Source organism: Gemmatimonadaceae bacterium (assembly GCA_035533755.1).
Lineage (GTDB): Bacteria > Gemmatimonadota > Gemmatimonadetes > Gemmatimonadales > Gemmatimonadaceae > JAGWRI01.
On record DATLTC010000062.1, the window covers coordinates 71,426 to 90,474 of the forward strand.

15 protein-coding genes are annotated in these 19,049 nt (G+C 69.5%); 7 read left to right on the forward strand and 8 right to left on the reverse strand.

Annotated elements, in window-relative coordinates; genetic code table 11:
* The first annotated feature begins 8 nt into the window (after positions 1–8).
* From VNE60_09915 to VNE60_09945, 7 genes are all read left to right on the forward strand, one after another.
* Positions 9–1,148: a glycosyltransferase family 4 protein gene (locus VNE60_09915; GenBank protein ID HVB31828.1), complete on the forward strand. Its 1,140-nt coding sequence runs from the start codon at positions 9–11 to the stop codon at positions 1,146–1,148.
* A complete protein-coding gene (locus tag VNE60_09920; protein HVB31829.1) occupies positions 1,145–2,065 on the forward strand; it encodes a glycosyltransferase family 2 protein in 921 nt (306 codons plus the stop codon). The genes VNE60_09915 and VNE60_09920 overlap by 4 nt, the downstream gene beginning before the upstream one ends.
* Positions 2,062–3,216 carry a glycosyltransferase family 4 protein gene (locus VNE60_09925; GenBank protein HVB31830.1) on the forward strand — a complete coding sequence of 385 codons (1,155 nt, stop codon included), beginning with the start codon at positions 2,062–2,064 and terminating at the stop codon, positions 3,214–3,216. Before VNE60_09920 ends, VNE60_09925 begins: the two co-directional genes overlap by 4 nt.
* Positions 3,216–3,995, forward strand: a complete 780-nt coding sequence (locus VNE60_09930) for a class I SAM-dependent methyltransferase (GenBank protein HVB31831.1) — start codon at positions 3,216–3,218, stop codon at positions 3,993–3,995. The genes VNE60_09925 and VNE60_09930 overlap by 1 nt, the downstream gene beginning before the upstream one ends.
* Positions 3,971–5,134, forward strand: coding sequence for a glycosyltransferase family 1 protein (locus VNE60_09935; protein HVB31832.1), 1,164 nt, complete (start codon positions 3,971–3,973; stop codon positions 5,132–5,134). Before VNE60_09930 ends, VNE60_09935 begins: the two co-directional genes overlap by 25 nt.
* On the forward strand, positions 5,127–6,272 hold the full coding sequence (locus tag VNE60_09940) for a glycosyltransferase (GenBank protein HVB31833.1): 1,146 nt from the start codon (positions 5,127–5,129) through the stop codon (positions 6,270–6,272). The genes VNE60_09935 and VNE60_09940 overlap by 8 nt, the downstream gene beginning before the upstream one ends.
* A gap of 61 nt (positions 6,273–6,333) precedes the next feature.
* Positions 6,334–8,727: a polysaccharide biosynthesis tyrosine autokinase gene (locus VNE60_09945; protein HVB31834.1), complete on the forward strand. Its 2,394-nt coding sequence runs from the start codon at positions 6,334–6,336 to the stop codon at positions 8,725–8,727.
* Here VNE60_09945 and VNE60_09950 read toward each other — a convergent pair.
* From VNE60_09950 to VNE60_09985, 8 genes are all read right to left on the reverse strand, one after another.
* Positions 8,706–10,454 carry an ABC transporter ATP-binding protein gene (locus VNE60_09950; protein ID HVB31835.1) on the reverse strand — a complete coding sequence of 583 codons (1,749 nt, stop codon included), beginning with the start codon at positions 10,452–10,454 and terminating at the stop codon, positions 8,706–8,708. The two genes, VNE60_09945 and VNE60_09950, sit on opposite strands and share 22 nt — an antisense overlap.
* Positions 10,447–11,643: a nucleotidyltransferase family protein gene (locus VNE60_09955; GenBank protein ID HVB31836.1), complete on the reverse strand. Its 1,197-nt coding sequence runs from the start codon at positions 11,641–11,643 to the stop codon at positions 10,447–10,449. Before VNE60_09955 ends, VNE60_09950 begins: the two co-directional genes overlap by 8 nt.
* Positions 11,644–11,657: 14 nt before the next feature.
* Complete coding sequence (locus VNE60_09960; protein ID HVB31837.1) at positions 11,658–12,635, reverse strand: hypothetical protein; 978 nt, start codon at positions 12,633–12,635, stop codon at positions 11,658–11,660.
* 453 nt (positions 12,636–13,088) lie between these two features.
* Positions 13,089–14,978: an asparagine synthase-related protein gene (locus tag VNE60_09965; protein ID HVB31838.1), complete on the reverse strand. Its 1,890-nt coding sequence runs from the start codon at positions 14,976–14,978 to the stop codon at positions 13,089–13,091.
* A gap of 28 nt (positions 14,979–15,006) precedes the next feature.
* Positions 15,007–15,324, reverse strand: a complete 318-nt coding sequence (locus VNE60_09970) for a PqqD family peptide modification chaperone (GenBank protein ID HVB31839.1) — start codon at positions 15,322–15,324, stop codon at positions 15,007–15,009.
* Positions 15,325–15,327: 3 nt separating this feature from the next.
* Positions 15,328–16,689: an MraY family glycosyltransferase gene (locus VNE60_09975; GenBank protein ID HVB31840.1), complete on the reverse strand. Its 1,362-nt coding sequence runs from the start codon at positions 16,687–16,689 to the stop codon at positions 15,328–15,330.
* Positions 16,690–17,005: 316 nt separating this feature from the next.
* Positions 17,006–17,959, reverse strand: a complete 954-nt coding sequence (locus VNE60_09980; protein HVB31841.1) for a GDP-L-fucose synthase — start codon at positions 17,957–17,959, stop codon at positions 17,006–17,008.
* 40 nt (positions 17,960–17,999) lie between these two features.
* Positions 18,000–19,043 carry a hypothetical protein gene (locus tag VNE60_09985; protein HVB31842.1) on the reverse strand — a complete coding sequence of 348 codons (1,044 nt, stop codon included), beginning with the start codon at positions 19,041–19,043 and terminating at the stop codon, positions 18,000–18,002.
* Between the last annotated feature and the right edge of the window lie 6 nt (positions 19,044–19,049).

The window sequence follows — 19,049 nt, forward strand, 5'->3', positions numbered from 1 at the left end:
CGCGGCCGATGCGCATCCTCCTCATGGGCGATTATGCCGACGATCCCCGTCTCGGGTCGACGAAGGTGTATTACAAGCTGCGCGAGGAGCTAACCCGCCTGGGCCACGACTGCGACGTGATGCTCGCCCCGGAGATCGGGAGTTGGCCCCGTGCCGCCAAGGTGCGGTGGGCGCTTGCTCCCGCATTGGCCGCGCGCGCCGTGGGGCGATCTGGGAAGCGCTACGACGTGATCGACGTCGCGAGCGCCGAAGGGTCGGTGCTCGGTCTTCGCCGAGCGCTGACTCCCGGCGATGACGTCGCGATCGTCAGTCGCTCGCACGGCTTGGAACACCGCAACTATCAACGGCTGCTCGAGGACCATGCGGCGGGGTTGGTCCGCAAACGGTGGCACCGCCGATGGTGGTATCCGGTGGCGCGGCTGTCGCAGGTGGCCCTGGCGGCCCGATTGGCCGACCGGATGATCGTGCTCAACGCCGGCGACGCCGAATTCGCGGCAGCCCGCGGATGGAAGCCGCGAGCGGCCGTCGACGTCATTCCCCATGGCGTGTCGTCACGATTCCTGGAGAGTGCGCCGCCGCCGGGGGCCGTACGCGGCCGGGGCATGCTCTTCTGCGGGACGTGGGACGACGTCAAGGGCGTACAGTATCTGGCGGACGGCTTTTCCAGGCTCGCGGCGATCATGCCGCAGGCGCGCCTCACGATCGTCGGCGCGGCCATGCCGGAGGCGCTGGTTCTGGCGCGGTTCTCTCCGGAGGCCAGGACCCAGGTCACCGTGCTGCAGCGGGTGAGCGAAGAGGAGGTGATGGGCCAGTACCGGACCCACGACGCGCTGGTGCTGCCGTCCACCTATGAGGGGTTCGGCATGGTGGTGCTCGAGGCGATGAGCCAGCGGTTGCCGGTGATCTCGACCCCCGTGGGATGCGCGCCGGCGCTGATCCGCGACGGCGAGACGGGACTGCTCGTTCGGCCGCGATCGGCCGATGACCTGGCGGCCGCCATGCGGCGCCTGCTCGACGACGCGGCGCTCCGCGCGCGCATCGCCAGCGCCGCATTTCCTCTGGCGCTGGCCCATACGTGGACGCGCACGGCGGAGCGAACACTCGCATCGTACACCGCGGCGCGCGCCATGCGGCGGGGGCCGACGTGAGCGACCCCGGACGGATCGCTGTGGGGATCGCGAGCCGCGGACGCCCCGATTCGCTGGCCCGCTGCATCGCGTCGCTGGCGACCATCGACGACATGGTCGATGAAGTGCTCGTGGTGGACGACGGGTCGCCGGATCCGTTGGAGCCCCGCGTGCGCGCGCAGTTGAGCGCCGAGGCCCAGCGCAAGCTCCGGATGATCCGGTTCGAACCGGGCCGCGGACTGGCCGCGGCCCGCTCCGAATGCGTGCGGCGCGCTCATGCGCCGTGGGTGCTGAGTCTGGACGACGACGCCGTCGTGATCTCACGGGACGCCGTGCACGCGGCGGTTCGCACGATCGCAGCCGATGCCGGGGTGTTCGCCGTGGCGTTCGCCCAATCCGACGCGAGCGGCGAACCGTGGCCGGCCGGCGCGCAGCCGGCCCAAGTGGCCTACCCGTGCTACACGGCGTCGTTCATCGGATTCGCGCATCTGGTGCGACGCGAGGCATTCGTGGCGCTTGGCGGGTTTCGCGAGCAACTCATCATCAATGGCGAGGAGCGCGAACTGTGCCTGCGCGCGCTCGACGCAGGGCTCGCCGTGGTGTACCTGCCGGATGCACGGGTGGCGCACCTGGCCGACCCCACGGGACGCGACGTGCGGCGGTATCTGCACCTCACGGTTCGCAACGGCGTCCTGGCGTCGCTCTACGACGACCCGTTCCCGATGCTCTGCCTCCGCGTGCCGGCGCGCCTGCTTGCCTACTTCCGCATGCGCAGGGGCTGGGGCGTGCACGATCCGTGGGGCTTCGTCGCGATCCTGCGATGGCTGGCCCGCGACCTGGGCTCCGCACTCCGCCAGCGCAAGCCCGTCCGGTGGGCCACCATCCGTCGCTGGCGCCGCCTCGCGCGCGAGGCTCCCGTGTATCGAGGCCCGGCATGACCGCGCCCAAGCGTCTGCTGACGATCGGCCACTCGTACTGCGTGCGCCGCAACCGCGAGCTGGCCGACGCCATCGCCCGCGCGGGGAACGGCGCGTGGGAGGTGACCGTGGCCGCGCCGGACGCCTTTCCGGGTGACCTCGGACCGATCGTGACGCGTGCCGATGCGGACGAGCGCACCACATTGCGCGTGATCCCCGTGCATCGGGCCCGCCGGATCCACGTCATGACGTACGGACGGGCGCTCCGCCCGCTGCTGGCGCAGGAGTGGGACGCGATCCACTGCTGGGAGGAGCCTTACGTTCTCTCGGCGGCGCAGATCGCCCGGCGATCGCCGCGCCGTGCGGCGCTGGTGTACGCCACGTTCCAGAACATCGCCAAGCGCTACCCGCCGCCGTTCGGCGCGATCGAGCGATTCAGCATGCGGCGGGCGCGCGGATGGATCGCATTCGGTCGCTCCGTCGAGGCCACGCTCGAGGGGCGCGCCGGCTACCACGAGCGCCCGCACGCGGTGATCCCGTTCGGCGTGGATCTGGGCCGGTTCTCGCCTGACGCGGCGTCGAGAGCCGCGCTGTTGGATGAGTTGCGCTGGGCCGCGGACGACACACCCGTGGTGGGATACCTCGGCCGGTTCGTCGAAGCCAAGGGCCTGCCGCTGCTGCTCCACGCCCTGCGCGATCTGCGCCGCTGCGGCGTGGCGTGGCGCGCGCTGTTCGTGGGCGGCGGACCGCTCGAGCCCGAGCTCCGCGGGTTCGCCGCCGAGCATGCGCCGCACGTGCACGTGGCCACCGGGGTGTCGCACGACGCCGTGCCGCGCTACCTCCGCGTCATGGACGTGTTGTGCGCGCCCAGCCAGACCACCGCCGGCTGGCGAGAGCAGTTCGGCCGCATGATCGTCGAAGCGTTCGCCTGCGGCGTGCCGGTGATCGGTAGTGACAGTGGGGAGATCCCACACGTCATTGGAGATGCGGGACTGGTGGTGGGCGAGCGGGATGCGGCGGGGTGGGTGGCCGTGCTCGGCCGGGTGCTCACCGACGCCGCCGACCGACGCACGCTGGGCGCGCGCGGGCGGGCGCGGGCCGAGGCCGAGTTCGCGTGGCCGGTGGTGGCGAACCGGCACCTCATGTTCTTCAACCAACTGCTCGGTACCTGATGCGATCCGACGACCAGCAACTTGCCGCAGGGACTTACGCCAAGAAGCAACTGTTCGGCGGGTGCTCCCTGCTGTCCTGGAGCCACCGGCGGCGGTTCGACATGGCGCTGGCGCTGGCCGCGCCCTATGCCGGACGGCCGCTGCTCGACTACGGGTGCGGCGACGGGACATTTCTGGCGCTGGCCCACGAACAGTTTCCGGAGTCGGTGGGTCTGGAAGTCGACCCCGGACTCGTGACCGCATGCACGGAACGGTGGGGGCACCTGGGTGGACTGCGGTTCCTGCTGGCCGACCAGGCACAGGCACTTCCCGCGGGGAGCTTCGGTGTGGTGTTGTGCACCGAAGTGCTGGAACACTGCCCCACGGACGCCGTCGACGTGGCCCTGGCGCGCATGCAGCGGCTGGTGGCGCCGGACGGACGCGTGATCATCAGCGTGCCGGTGGAGACGGGATTGCCGCTCGCCGTGAAGCAGGCGGCCCGCGCGATCGCCGCCCGCCGCGTGCACAGCGACTACCAGCACCGCGAGACGTATTCTGTGCGCGACTTCGTCCGCATGCTCATCGCCGATGAGCAGACCTCCGTGGACCGGCCGGTGTACGAGACGGAATTCGCGCCGGGACTTCCCAATCGGTATCACGGGCACAAGGGATTCAATTGGCGCGCCATGCGGCGCCGGGTCGGCGAGGCGTTCCGCGTGGTCGAGACGCGATTCTCGCCGGTGTCGTGGCTCGGTCCCGAGTTCGCCAGCCAGGCGTGGTTCGTCTGCTCGCCCCGATGACCGGCCGCCCGCCGTTGCGCGTGGGCCTGGTGTGCGACCTCCTCGAAGAGCGATGGCCGAGCATGGATCTCGTGGCCGACGAACTGCTGCGCGCCCTGCCGTTGGTGGCGTCGCCGCGCGTGGATCCGGTGCGCCTGAGGACCACCATGCCGCGATGGCCGACGCAGGTGGCGCGGGCCCTACGGCTCCGCTCGGCGGTGAACGCCAACCGGTACCTCGACCGGCATTGGCGGTACCCGCGGTGGATCCGCCGCCATGCCGCCGGTTGTGATGCGTATCATGTCGTGGACCATACCTATGCGCATCTCGTGCATGAGCTTCCCGCGACGCGGACGATCGTGACCTGTCACGACATCGACGCCTTCCGGGCGCTGGTGGAGCCCGAACGCGAGCCGCGATCGCGCTTGTTCCGCCGGATGACAGCGCGCGTTCTGGACGGACTCCAGCGCGCCGCGCGCGTGACCTGCGACAGCGCCGCGACCCGGGACGCGCTGGTCGCGCACGGGCTCCGCACCGAAGGGCTGGTCGTGGTGCCCCTCGGCGTGCACCCCGCGTTCACGCCGGCCACCACGGCGCCGGCCGACGCTGGAACGGAGGTGACGCTGCTCCACGTGGGGAGCACGATCCCGCGAAAGCGCATCGACGTGCTGCTCCGGATATTCGCCGGCGTGCGGGCGCAATTCCCGGCGGCGCGGCTGGTCCGGGTGGGGGGCGCGTTCACCGGGGAACAGGCCGCGTTGGCGCACGCGCTCGGGCTGGACGGCGCGATCACGGTGATGCCGTTCGTCTCGCACGCCGCGCTCGCGGACCTGTACCGGCGCGCGGCGCTGGTCCTGCTGCCGTCGGAGCGCGAGGGGTTCGGGCTTCCGGTAGCGGAAGCGATGGCGTGCGGCACGCCGGTGGTGGCGAGCGACCTGCCCGTGTTGCGCGAGGTGGGGGCGGTGGCGGCTTCGTATGCCGCCGTGGGGAACGTGGGCGAGTGGGTGGACGCCGTATGCGCGCTGCTCACCGAGCGGGAGAAGTCGCTCGACACGTGGCGGCGTCGAACCGCCGCCGCCACGGCGCAGGCCGCCGGCTTCACGTGGGAGCGCTGCGCGGCGCGCATGGCCGCCATTTACGCCGAGGTGGCCGGTGGCTGAACTGCGCGTGTTGCAGGTGGGCAAGTTCTATCCGCCCGACGAGGGCGGTATGGAGACGCACCTCGAGGGGCTCTGCCGGCACATGCGGGCGCATGCCGATCTCGAAGTGTTGGTGGCGTCGCGCACCCGGCGCACCGTCCACGAGGTGATCGCCGGCGTGCCGGTCACGCGCGTGGGGACGCTGGCCACGATCCGCAGTGCCCCGATCTGCCCGGAACTGCGGTGGCGCATCCGGGACAGCCAGGCCGACATCGTGCACCTGCACCATCCCAATCCGTCGGCGTTCCTCAGCTATCTGCTCAGCGGCCATCGCGGGCGTCTGATCGTCACGTATCACAGCGATGTCGTACAGCAGCGCCTGCTCAACATGATCTACGAGCCGATCGTGCGGGCCGTGCTGCAGCGCGCCGACGCGATCATCGTGAGTTCGCAGGAGTATCTCGACAGCTCCCCGATGCTCGGCCGATACGCCGACCGGTGCGTGGTCATCCCGATGGCGATCGATCCCGAGCAGTTCGCCGTTGCCGATGCCGCGGCCGTGGCCGCGATCCGCCAGGCGTACGGCGATCGCGTGATCCTGACCGTGGGGCGCCTGGTGTACTACAAAGGCATGGAATTCCTCATGCGCGCGATGCCCGACATCCGGGCGCACGCGCTGGTGGTCGGCCAGGGGCCGATGCGCGATGCGCTGGAGTTGGAGGCGCGGGCGCTCGGGGTGGCCGGCCGGGTGACGTTTCTGGGCCACGTGCCGGACACGGCGCCGTATTACCATGCGGCGGACGTCTTCGTCCTCCCTTCGCACCTCCGCAGCGAGGCGTTCGGAATCGTGCAGCTCGAGGCGATGGCAAGCGGCATCCCCGTGGTGAACACCCGGATCCCCTCCGGTGTCCCCGGCGTGTCGGTGGACGGACTCACCGGACTCACCGTGGCGCCCGGGGACCCGGGGGCGCTCGCCGACGCGGTCAACGCCCTGCTCGACCAACCGGCCCGCGCCCGCGCGTTGGGAGAAGCGGGGAGGCGGCGAGTCGGTGAACGCTATACCTTGGAGGGCATGACCGAGCGCACTCTTGCCCTGTACACGCGCGTACTGGCCGGGACGGGGTCGCGCTCCCGACGGAGGGGCCGTGGCAGAGCATAGACCCGTGGAAACGCACCGCCCGTCGCAGGGCGGAATGCTACCGGCGATCCCCTATCCCCCGATGGGTGGCTTCCCCCCGTCGTTCGCTCCCGATTCGTCTCCGCTCGGCGGCGCGAATCCCATCCGGCAGTACCTCACGATCGTGCAGCGGTACTGGTGGATCATCGTGCTCACCACGGCGGCGGCCGTCGGCTACCAGTGGTACCGGACGCGTGACGACCTCCCGATGTTCCGCGCCGCCAGCGCGGTGCGATTGGAGGACCAGGGCCCGTCGGTGAGCGGCAATCTCGTGCCCGACTACAGCAGTGGGTTCGGCGGGTATACCGATCCCATCCTGACGCAGGTCCAGGTCATCAAGAGCCGCATCATCGCCGAGCGCGTGGTGGACTCGCTCGGACTCCAAATGCAGAGCCAGACCCCCGGCTTCTATATGGGGTTCTTCGCCGACGTGCATGTGGCCCCCACGGCGCCGCCATCCACGCTCGAATTCCATTTCTCGCCGTCGCACTTCGTGGTGTACAACTTCCGCGATACGATCGTCGCCGACTACGGCAAGCCGGTGACGATCTCCGGCGCCACGTTCACGATGCCGCACTCGCCGGGGTTCGTGTCGGCGAAGTTGGGAATCGTTCAGCGGGATGACGCCGTGGACCAGGTGCTGGGCGGGCTCGACGCCAAGCCGCGCGACATGACGTCGGTCATCGACATCTCGTACACGACGGACGATCCCTATGTGGCCCGGGAGGTCGCGAGCGCCGTGGCCCAGGTGTACAAGGCGGAGAATGCGCAGTCGTCGCGCCAGCAGTCGCACCGGCGGCGGGTGTTCATCGAGAGCCAGTTGAAGGTCACCGATTCCCTGCTCGACATCGCGCAGTCCAGGATCGCCGACTACCGGCGCGGTGCCCTCGCCTACAGCGCCAAGGACAAGTACGCCACCGAACAGACGGATCTGGCGGCGTTGAATGTGCGGGCCGAGACGCTGCGCGAGCAGCGCACCGCGTATCAGACGCTGCTCGATGCGCTGCAGCGCAACGAGCGCGGCGATCTGAACGCGCTGCGCACACTGGCGTTCGTCGTCGACCCATCCGGGAACGCGTCGGTCAACAGCCTGTACACCGACCTCATGCGTTACGAGAACGCGCGTGACTCACTCACCACGGGAGCGTTCGCCCACACCGACAAGCACCCGGCCGTGGAACAGGTCGATGCGCGCATCTCATCCACCGTGCCACAGCTCGAGACGGCGGTGCAGAACCAGCTGGCCGTGCTCGACGGCCAGATCGCCGCGGTGCGGTCGCAACAGAACCGGCGCGCCGATCAGATCGCCGCGATCCCGTCGTCCGAAGAGACCGAGCAACGGTTGCTTCGCGACGCCGACAACATCCAGAAGATGTCGGACAAGCTCAACGACGAGTTGCAGATCGCGAAGATCTCCGAGGCGGTAGAGGCCGGGGACGTGGAGATCGTCGACCTGGCGCAGTTCCCGGCGGGATCGATCGGCGCCGGCCGCCGCCGCAAGCTCACCTATGGGGCCTTCCTCGGATTCCTGCTCGGCGTCGGGCTCACGGTCCTCACCGACCGGCTCAACGCCAGCGTGCGCCGGTGGGAGGACCTGGAGACGGTCATGCACGTGCCCGGGCTCGCCCTGATCCCGCAGATCGCGGGCGAGGGCAGCGACACCTGGAACTCCCGCGTGCGGAACACCGCCCACCGATTCCTTCCCAGCCTCGTGCCGCAGCGCGGGCTCGTGACCGACGAGGTGGGCAGCGAACTCGTGATGGTGAACGACGTGCGATCATCCAGCGCCGAGTCGTACCGGAAGCTGATGACCAACCTGATGTACTCCGCGTCGCAGCCAGGGCTCAAGGTGGTCGTGGTGACCAGCGCCTCGGCGGGCGAAGGCAAGACGACCACCGTCTGCAATCTGGCCGTCGCCTTCGCGCAGCAGGGCCGCCGCGTGGTGCTCATCGACGCCGACCTCCGGCGCGCCCGGGTCCACGACGTGTTCGGACTGGGCATCGAGCCCGGCCTCACCGACGTGCTCGTGGGCAACGCCACGATCGAACAGGGCATCCGGCCGTCGGGCATCGCCGGGTTGAGCATTCTGCCGGCGGGAACGCTTCCCCCCAATCCCCTCGAATTCCTCGGCGGCGAACGCATGCGCGACCTCCTGGTCACGCTCCGCGAACGCTTCGACGTCGTGCTCATCGATACGCCGCCGGTGCTCGTGACGGCCGACGCCGCCCTCATGGGCGTGCAAGCGGACGGGGTGGTCATCGTCGTGCGCGCCGGAAAATCGGAGCGACAGGCGGCGCGCCACGCGGTGGAGCAGATCGTCCATGTCGGCGGCCGCATGCTCGGCGCCGTGCTCAACGACCCCGACGCCAGGACCCCGCGCTACGGGCGCTACGGCGACTATTACTACGGCTACGGCTACACGGCGTCGGATACCTGAACCCGAATCGTTCCGTCGTCGAGCACGTAGACGATGTCGGCCTGTCGTAGCGGGGCCGCGCGATGGCTCACGAGCAGGGTCGTGACCGTGCCCCGCAACGCCACGATCGCGTCGAGGATGCGCGACTCGCTCTCAGCGTCGAGCGCGCTCGTGATCTCGTCGAGGACCAGCATCACCGGACGCCGCAGCAGGGCCCGGGCCAGCGCCAGCCGCTGACGCTCGCCGCCGGACAGGCGCACGCCCCGGTCGCCCACCACCGTGTGCAACCCCTGCGGAAGCCGGGCCACGAAGTCGGTGGCCGCCGCCTGGGCCAGTGCGCGCTGCACCTCGTCCTCCGTCGCGTCGGGACGGGCCCAGCGGAGATTGGCGATCACCGTGTCGTGGAACAACAGCGGTTCCTGCGGTACGTACGCCACCACGTCCCGCCAGCGCGCCACCTGCTCGCCGGTGAGCGGTTCGCCGTCGATCGTGATCCTGCCGGCCGACGGTGAGAGCAGCCCGAGGACGAGATCCACGAGCGTCGTCTTGCCGGCGCCGGAGGGTCCGGCGAGGCCCGTGATCGTGCCCGCCCTGATCGTGCACGACGCGTCGCGCAGCACCGGAGCGCCGCCGTCGTACCCGAACGTGACGTGCTCGAGTTGGATGGCGTGGCGCACGACCATTCGCGGGGCCGGCGCGCCGTGTCGCGGCGCGTCCGCCTCGCGCTCCGCGGCGCACGCGTCGCGCAACCGACGGGCGATCTCGTAGCCCGGCAACTCGTGGACGGCGTCGCGCAGGCTCTGCTGCACGTCGAGCAGCCGCGGCAAGAGACGCCAGAAGAGAAACGCCAGCACGAGCGTGGCTGCCGCCGGCACCCGGAGCCAGTCCAGTGCCACGTAGAGCGCAACGGCGAGCAGCGTGGCCGCGCCGGCCGCGGTCGCCACGTGCGCCTCGGCATGCGCCCGCGTGGCGCCGACATTCGCCTGCGCCGAGCGCGCGGCGAGCGCGTCGAACGCCGCGAGCGCGGGCCGTTCGGTGCCGAAACTCTTCACGAGTTTGATGCCCTCCACGTGCTGCGTGACCACGGCCAGCGTGTCCGTGGAGGCATCGGACATCTCCTCGCCCGTCTCGTGCGCCGAGCGAAACGTGCCGCGGAGCAGCAGCGTGAGCAGCGCCCCGCCGGTCAGCGCCACCAGCGAGGCCAGCGGCGAGATGGCGACGGCGAAGCCGAGATACACGATGGCCGCCACGCCCTGGCTGGCCGCCCGCAGCAGGTACGACACCGCGGCGCCGGCGCGGTCGGCATCGCGCGTGATCGCGTGCGCCAGGTCGGAGCCGCGCCGGCGCGTGAAGAAGCTCCACCGCGCACCGAGCATCGCCGCGTACAGCGCCACGCGCAGGTCGTAGACCACGCGCTGCTCGATGCGCGCGCTCTCGATCAGCTCGAGGCGCTGGAGCATGGCCTGGACCCACGCCAACGCCACGAACGCCAGCAGCACCACCGGCAGCGTGGCCGGCAACCGCAGCGCCGCGAATGCACCCGAGACGAGCCGGTCGATGCCTCCCACCGCCCCGCCAGGGCCGACCGGAACGCCGGCTTCCCGCAGCAACGGGACCAGCAGCAGTACGGTGGCGCCCTGCGCGACGCCGTTGAACAGCGTGAGCATCATCACCCACAGCACGCGCCGCCGCCGCGTGGCCAGTACCTCGCGCGCCAGTCTGAGCGCGTTCGCCGTCGTATCACCCATGCCGCGCTCGAGCCGGCACCAGCAACTGTCCGCCGTAGCGGACCAGCAAGCGCATCGGACGAACCGCCCGATACGCAAAGAAGAAACGGTCGGGAAGCCGCACCGTTTCCCAGTCCTCCGGCGAGGGCCACATCGCCCAGCGGTAGGCAAAGCGCGTGCGGGCCAGGATGCCGCGTTGGAGCCGCCAGTTGAACCGCAGCTTGGCCGACGTCTCGCCGGGTCCGCCGTCGGTCGCGCCGCCCAGCACGTGGCGCCACGCCGCGGTGGCCAGCGCGGCTACCACCGGATCGCGTCGCCGGCGTGCATCGATCTGCTCGGCGAGCGGTGCCCCCAGCCAGTCGGCGGCTACGGCGCATGCCAGGAGCACGGCCCGCTCCGCCTCGCCGGCCCCCGCCATCACGGATGTCACATCGCCGCCGCGCCGCCGGAGCAGTTCAGCCACTGCGGCCACCCACTCCAGACGCTCCCATCGGTGCTTGCCGCCGTGCAGCGCCTGCACGAGGAATGCGTCGTCGGCCCCGAGCACCGCGATCGGCCGTCCGGCGATGGTCAGCGTCTCCCGCCGCGCCCACAACGCGTCGGTCGCAGGACCGCCGCCGAATCGACGCGAGGCCACGCGGGCGTGCAACTCGACCAGATGCCCGGTGGCCGGGTGCACGAACGGATAGTCGCCGTCGACGCGCCGGAACCAGGCGTCGCGCGCGCCCGACAGTTCGTATTCCGGCAAATAGCCGAGCGCCACGAGCGCCGCGCCCGCGGCGCTGACGTCGCGTGGATGCACGAGCAGGTCGAGATCGGTGAACGGCCGCGCGCCCAGGTCCTGATACGCGCGCCACGCCAACACCGGTCCCTTGAAGGGAAGCACGGCTATTCCGCGCGCATCGAATGTTTCGAGAATGCGCAACATCTCCGCCGTCATCGCCAGCGCGGTGCCTCGCACCCCGTGGGCCTGCGCCTGCACCACGTCCCAGACGGCCGTCGGCACGCGATCGCGAACGCGCGACAGATGGCGCGCCGCGAACACCGTGAGTCCGTGCCGCGCGAGCAATTCTGGAAGGGCGCCCCAGTCGATGGGCCCCGCCGCGGCGGTTGCGAGCCGGTCAATGGCCGGCGCGTCGAGCTCGGCGCGGGCCAGGGCGCGCAGGAGTTCGAACTGCGCGGGACGATTCGCCGCGGGATCAGCTTCCACGCGATTCCATGTCGTCAACGGCGCGCGGCATGGTTTGCCACCAGCGTCGCGCACAGCGTGTCCAGCGCGGCGGCGTCGCGTGCGGCGGCGATCTGCCAAACCGGGACCTCGGACACGAGCCGCGAGAGCGCCACGAACTCCGCCGCCCGCATCGCCCCGTCCAGCAGGACGTTCGCGTAGGTGTTGGAAACGAGGGCCATCAACGCGTCCCGGGGCGAGAGCTGCCGCGGGAGTGCGGCGCCGCCCGCCGCATCGTGTTCGGCGAGGATATAGATCGCGGCGAGCGGCGCCGCCGCATCCGCCAGGAACCCACCGCCGACGGCTCGCAAGTCCAAATGTCGTTTGTCCCAGCCCGGCGCCATCCGCGGCAGCGCCGAAGCGTCACCCAGGAGCAGTTCCACCGAATCCTCCCACAGCCGGATCGAAGGCACCGCCGGGTGGACGTGCCAGCCGGCATCGGCCGATCCGATGGCCGCGATGTCGTCGGCCAGCACGCGATACCCGCGCAGCGCGAACGCCGCCGCCGTGGTGGACTTGCCAAGTCCGGCGGGACCCACGATGGCGATCGCATCGCCGCCGATCGCCACCACGCTCGCGTGGAGGCAGGTGATGTCGCGTAACCGCAGCACCAGGCCAATCACAGGGCCGAGGAGGTAGGTGGCGGCGGTGGCCAGGGTCGAATTGCTCGGCCACGCACACCATATCTCATCGCCCGACCGGCTGACCACGAAGCGCGTCCCGTCGCCGTAGGCGAGCAGCAAGAACCGGTCGTTTCCCGCGGCGCGCACCGACACGGCATCTGATTCGTGGTCCGGATCTCCGCCCGCGCTCCAGATCTCGCGCCCCGTGGCGTCGGCGGCATCCATCCACTCGGGAAGGAAGCCGGCGTGGATCCGCACGTCCGGCGCCGCCGCCGGCCAATCGAGCAGGCCTGGAATCGGGACCTCGGACTCGAGAATCAGCCCGAACGCGCGCGAGAAAGACTCGGCCATGATGCCTGGGAGGATACCGCGCGTGCTCCGCGCCCGACAGCGCTGCCTGGTACTCGACTTGGCAGATGCCACGGCGCTGGACGCGCGCGGCCCGGCTAGTATCCCGTGCGGCGGCTGCCCGAGTGATCTTTCTTGCCTTGAGGCCCCACCTTCGCCGTCACATCCACCAGGCGACCGTATACGGTCAACTGCGGCGCACCGTACTCCGCGGCGCGGGTAGCGTCACCAGCGGTCGCAGGGGCGATGGGCTGCAGGCTCGTCGCCGGCTGCATAGGAGGTGTCACTACTCGGGAATGCATGACGAATAGGTATGGCGCAGGTGGCAACCTGTCTAGGTCGACGTGCTCCGTTGCCACACAATCAGGGCAAAATGTCCGAATCTCGTCCCGGCGAAAATTCGTGAAGTCGAAGGGTGACCGCTTGCCAACCGTGGTTGCCTGCGAGGTGTCAGGGTCAGGCCTCGACGTGCCAGGGCATCTGGAACGCGGGAAACGCGCGCCCGCTGGAGAACCGCCGCAACCAGTGTGAAAGACTCACGGCACGCACCCAATCCCACCGATCCACTTCCTGCATGTTGGCAGTCACGCTGAACAGGGCGTCCGGATCGATGAATTGGCGCGATGTTTCATCGAACATTGCCGCGGTCGGCCGGCCAACACCTCCGGTGCGGAGTGCAACCTCGTACGAATCACCCACGAGTGGAGTCTTCTGGCGATACACCACCTCGTCCGGCAGCCGCCCCCTCATCGCGACGACGAGGATGCCCTTGTCGTTGAGCCACTGGACCGGCGGAAGGGCGAGCAGAAACTCCACCACGCGTTCGTCGAAGAACGGGTGGCGCAATGTGAGCGGAATGCCCGTGGCGCCCGCGTGGTCCTCTTCGAAACACCGCGTCCAGAAGGCGGAACGGGTCTTCACATACGCCTCGGGCCGCCTGGGATGGCGGCGCCACACGGCTGCGTCGTCGCGCTCGAGCGCTTCCCATCGCTCGCGCAACCCGGCCCGGCGGATGAGTTCGGGCCGAATCCACGGCGGCACGGGGGGATAGGGCGACAACGTGCCGGCGTTCCGCTGCCGTAGGCGCCGGATGCCTGGCCTCGGGATCCGGTGGTGCCAGCGCATGTAGGTGCCGATTTCGACCATCGCGGTCCACCAGTGCCCGGACAGGAGGAGCGTGGCGATCCGGGATTCGCTCTCGCGGAGCACGGCGTCGCCCCCGTCGCCGGTGAGCCCGAGCCGTGCGTGGGTGGCGGCGCGCGCCACCATCGCGGCTTCGGCAGCCAGCACCGGGGATTCGGTGGGTTCGGGGCGCCAGAGGTCAGGGCGCTCCCAGTCCTCGAACCAGCCGTACTCGTCCTGCGGCAGGAACTCCACTGGAATGCGCAGCGACGCAGCGGCCAGCGCCGCGTAGGTGCGCTCCTCATCGGGCAAGGCGTAGTCGTACACGGCGGTCACCGCGTGGAGCCGGGGGCGCGTCGCGCGATCGGCGATGGCGCGCGCCGTCGCCGCCACGGCGGTGGAGTCGCGTCCGCCGCTGAGCAGCACCACCACGTCGTCGGCCCCCCGCAGCCGGTCGGCCACGGCCGACTCGAAGACGTCGCGAAAATGATCCGCGTACTCCTCCACTCGGCGGTGGCGAATCTCCCCATCGGTGGGAAGGTCCCAATATCGGGACTCCACGGTCGTGTCGTCCGCGATCACCAGCCCGTGCGCCGGAGGAACGCACCGCACGGCCGCGAACGCGGTCGTGCGCAGATCCGTATTCATGCCCATGCGCAGGAAGTCGCCGATCGCCGCCGGATCGAGATCGGTGGCCACCTCGGGATGCGCCCGGACCACGTCGAGCGCATTGGAGAACACCACGCCCGTCCAGGTGCGGGCGTAGTACAGCGGGCGCACGCCGAACCGGTCGCGAACCAATAACAGGCGCCGCCGCGGGCCATCCCACAGCGCGAACGAGAAATCTCCATGGAGATGGCGCGGGCACTCCGCGCCCCAGGCTCGATATGCGTGGAGGATCAGATCGTGGGCGGGCGCGTCGGGATCAACGTGCACGCCTGCCGCGGAGAGTTCGACTGCCAGCCGCCCGCGATCGTCGAGGTCGGCGTCGGCCACGAGCCAGACCCTGCCGTCGTGGGAGGCAGGCATCGGCGGCTTCGCGGCGTCGACGCTCGACGGACCGGGGACGCGCCGCAGTTCGGCGAAGCCGAGGCCGATGCGACCATCCATCCACGCGGCGGCGCCGTCCGGCGCGAAGTAGGCCAGGGAGGAGGTGAGGCGATCCAGCAGCGCCCGGTCCACCGGGGAGCCGTCGAGGCATGCGATGCCTACGAAGCCGCTCACGCTCGCCGGGCCCGTTGCGCGAGCGGGTTCACTCCGCGCCGCTCGTCACCACGGCGGCGAGTTGGTGGGCGCAGAGATCGCCGAGAAATGCCAGCACGTCCCTTTCGCAACGCGCGCGGTCCACGGAGTACGCGTCGGCCACGTCGGACACCACGTCGCGCACGGTGCGCGGTTGCGCGAGGAACTGCCAGATATGGGCGCCGACCGCGTCCAGCCCGTAGTACACGCCGTCGGCCAGGCTCAGAATCACGATCTCTCCGGCCAGATCGCTGGAAAGATGGTTCGGAGTCGACACCACGCGCGAATCCAGCGTGAGCGCGTTGGTCACGCTCGGGCCCCGCAACACGCGCTACGCCTTGGCGAGTCGATGCCGGGTACGCGGCAGGGTGGCGCCTTCGTGCGGTGCGCGAGCGGCCACCGACCACGGCGCGGCCCCGAGCAGGCCGTAGTTGTCGAGCCATGCGCCGCAGGCCCGCGCCAGCACGCGGGCCACGCGCGCGACGAGTTCCGGCCGGGGAGCATCGTATTCACCATACCAGACACGGAGGACCCAATCGTCGGAGTTCGCTGAACTCGTGGGCGCCACGGGTACATCCAGGTGTTCCCCGTGCCACGACCGCCGCAGGCGGGGCCGCTGTCTGGAAATCTCCATGCGGTCGAGCCCAAACGCCAGCGCGCAGCGATCGAGGCCGGTGCGGAGGTCGTTCAGATCGCGGGCCGTAGCGAGCTCGCGCTCGGCGTCACGCAGGCGGATCTCCTCGCGCACGAACCGGCGCCATCCCACTGGGCGCAACCGCAGCGCGGTGCGCACGGCAGTGAACTCGTAGTAATCGAGCTGTTTCAGCCCGATGCCCGCGAGGCCGACACAGAGGCCGGCGGTGATCATGACCATCGTCGTGAACTGCAGCGGCGTGGCGAACGACGTGAGCACGCCGGCGGCGGCCAGCATGCCGGCCGTGACCACGAGGAGAGCGACGCTCTGTCGCTTGGAAAGCCCCATCGCCAGCACGCGATGATGGATGTGCCGGTGATCGCCCTTCCAGACCGGCATATGGCGCAGCCAGCGCCGCATGATCGCGACGGCGCCGTCGAGCAGGGGCAGCGCGAGCGCGAACACCGGCACGTACACCAGCGCCGCGGTGGTGGACGAGGTGGCCCCGACCAGGGACAGCGTGGCGAGGAGATACCCGATGAACAGACTGCCGGAATCGCCAAGGTAGATCTTTGCCGGCGCGAAGTTGTATCGCAGGAACCCGAACAGCGCGCCGATAAGCACGAGCGAGACGAGCGCAACGTCCGAACGTCCCAGGACGAGCGCCGATACGAGGGTCGCGCCGAACCCGACGATGCCCACGCCCGACGCCAGGCCGTCGAGTCCATCGATGAAATTGAAGGCGTTGGTGACGGCGATGATCCAGAACACGGCGAGCGGGACGCCCACCCAGCCCAGCGACACCGTCAGGTGCGGGCCGAATTGCACGAGCCGCAAGGAGAGCCCGCCCGAGCATGCGAGCATCGCGGCGAGCCCCTGCGCGAGCAGCTTTACGGCAGGCGAGAGGTCCAGGAAGTCATCGGCCAGCCCGATTGCCAGGAGCAGGGTGGCGCCGGCAAAGATACCGCCGTAGAGGCCGGCCTGGTCCAGCACGTGGCTGATGCCCGGGGCGCCGACCCACGCCGCGGCGGCCATGGCCGCTATGACGGCGACAAACACCGCAACCCCGCCTACCCGGGGAACCGGGGGCGCGGAGCCTGGGCGATAGGTGATCGGGACGACACTTGGCTCACGCTGTGCCGGCGCAATGCGTACCAGCCATCGTGTGGCCAGAAGCGCAACGATTGCGGCGAGCAGACTGATGGCCAGAACCATCGGGAGGAACCAATTCAAGGTTTCTCAGCGCTCCGTCGCGCCGAGCATGTCGATGGACAGTCACTGCGTCAGATCGACGCCAGCAAGTTGACGCGCGGCCAGAATATAGGCAACGTCAAGAAACGGTACACCGGCACCCAATTCGTCCAGCAGTACGGACTTACGAGCCGTGACTATCACGCAGGCGGCCTCTGTTCTCACAATACCACGCGTAGGTGGTTCGCACGCCGTCTTCCAGGCTGATAGTTGGTGCCCAGCCCGTGGATAGCAGGCGCGTGATATCCAGCCGGCGTAGCGGCGTGCCGTCGGGCTTCGTGGTATCGAACTCGATCGTGCCCTCATAGCCCACGAGCCACTGGATCATGTGCGCCAGATCGAGGATCGAGATATCCTCGCCGCAGCCCACGTTGATGATCTCGGACGAGTCGTAGTGCTGCATCAGGTGTACGCAGGCGCTCGCCATGTCGTCCACGTGCAGGAACTCGCGCCGCGGGCGGCCGGTGCCCCAGATCGTGACGCTTGGCGCGGCGTTCCGCTTCGCGTCGTCGAGCCGTCTCATGAGCGCGGGCAGCACATGGCTGTTCTGGAGATCGAAGCTGTCGCCGGGACCATACAGATTGGTCGGCATCACGCTGATGAAGTTCGTGCCGTACTGCCGGTTGTACGACTCGCACAGCGAGATGCCGGCGATCTTGGCGATGGCGTACGGCGCATTGGTCGGCTCGAGAGGCCCGGTGAGCAGGTATTCCTCCCGGATGGGTTGCGGCGCGAGCTTGGGATAGATGCACGCGCTACCGAGGAACATGAGCTTGCGAACGCCGTACTGGTGCGCCGCCTCGATGACGTTGAGCTCGACTTCCAGGTTCTCGCGGATGAAATCGGCAGGGTAGGTGTTGTTGGCCAGGATGCCTCCAACACGGGCCGCCGCGAGGAACACGAAGTCCGGGCGTTCGGCAGCGAAGAATGACTGCACCGCTGCTCGATCGATCAGGTTCAGCTCGGCGCGCGTGCGGTGCACCAGGCGGTCGAACCCCTGGCCGCGAAGCGTTCGTTCCAGCGCCGAGCCCACGAGTCCGCGGTGGCCCGCCACGTAGATCTTGTCGTCCCGTTCCATAACTTGCTCCGACGTCTGCACCCGCGGGGAAGAACGTGGATCAGGGAACCCAGTCGGCGATGAAGATGTCGGTCTCTCCGAGCTTCTCGCCGTGGCGGTCGGACGCCCATACCAGCTGCCGGCCGTCGGGACTGAACATCGGGAATCCGTCGAACTCCGGATGCGTGGTCACCTGCTCGAGCCCGCTGCCGTCGAGGTTCACCAAATAGAGATCGAAGTTGCGGCTGTGCGGGTTCTTGTAGTTCGAGGCGAAGATGATCCGGTTGCCGTCGGGTGTGAAGTAGGGCGCGAAGTTGGCTCCGCCCAACGACGTCACCTGATGCTGGTCGCTGCCGTCGGCGTTCATCACCCAGATCTCCATCCGATTGGGGCGTACCAGGCGCTCGCGGAGGAGCGCCTGATAGTTGGTGAGCGCCGTGTCGGCAGGGTGCCATGCCCGGTAGACGATCTTCTTCCCGTCGGGCGAGAAGAACGCTCCGCCGTCGTAGCCCGGGGTGTTCGTCAGGCGCTTCACGTCGGTCCCGTCGATCTTCATCGTGTAGATGTCGAGATCGCCGTTCTTGAGCGACGTGAACACGATCGTCCGACCATCGGGGGAGAGCGTCCCCTCCGCCGTGTAGACCCCGTTGCGCGTGAGGCGGGTGAGGCCGGTGCCGTCGGCGTTGGCGGTGTAGATGTCGTACGGGTCCAGCCGCCACACGTAGCCCTTGGACGGGTCGGGCTTGGGCGCGCAGGCGGTGTCGACGGCATGCGTGGAGGCGAAGAAGATCTTCTTGTCGCCGCCGAAGAAATATCCGCAGGTGGTCTTGCCCGCGCCCGTGGACACGCGGTGGACGTCCGATCCGTCGACGTGCATCACGTACTGCTGGTCGCAGGTGCGCCCGTCGCGGGTGGACTGGAAGATCAGCCGCTGGCCATCGGCGCTGAAGTAGGCTTCGGCGTTCTCGCCGCCGAACGTGAGCTGCCGGATGTTGGCCAGGTGTCGCTCGCCAGGGAACGGGGCGACGGTCACGACGGATTGGCCAGCAGCGCACGCAACCGCCGCCGCCGTGAGGGCGGCGGCGACGAGCAGAGAAGCACGCATGACGGA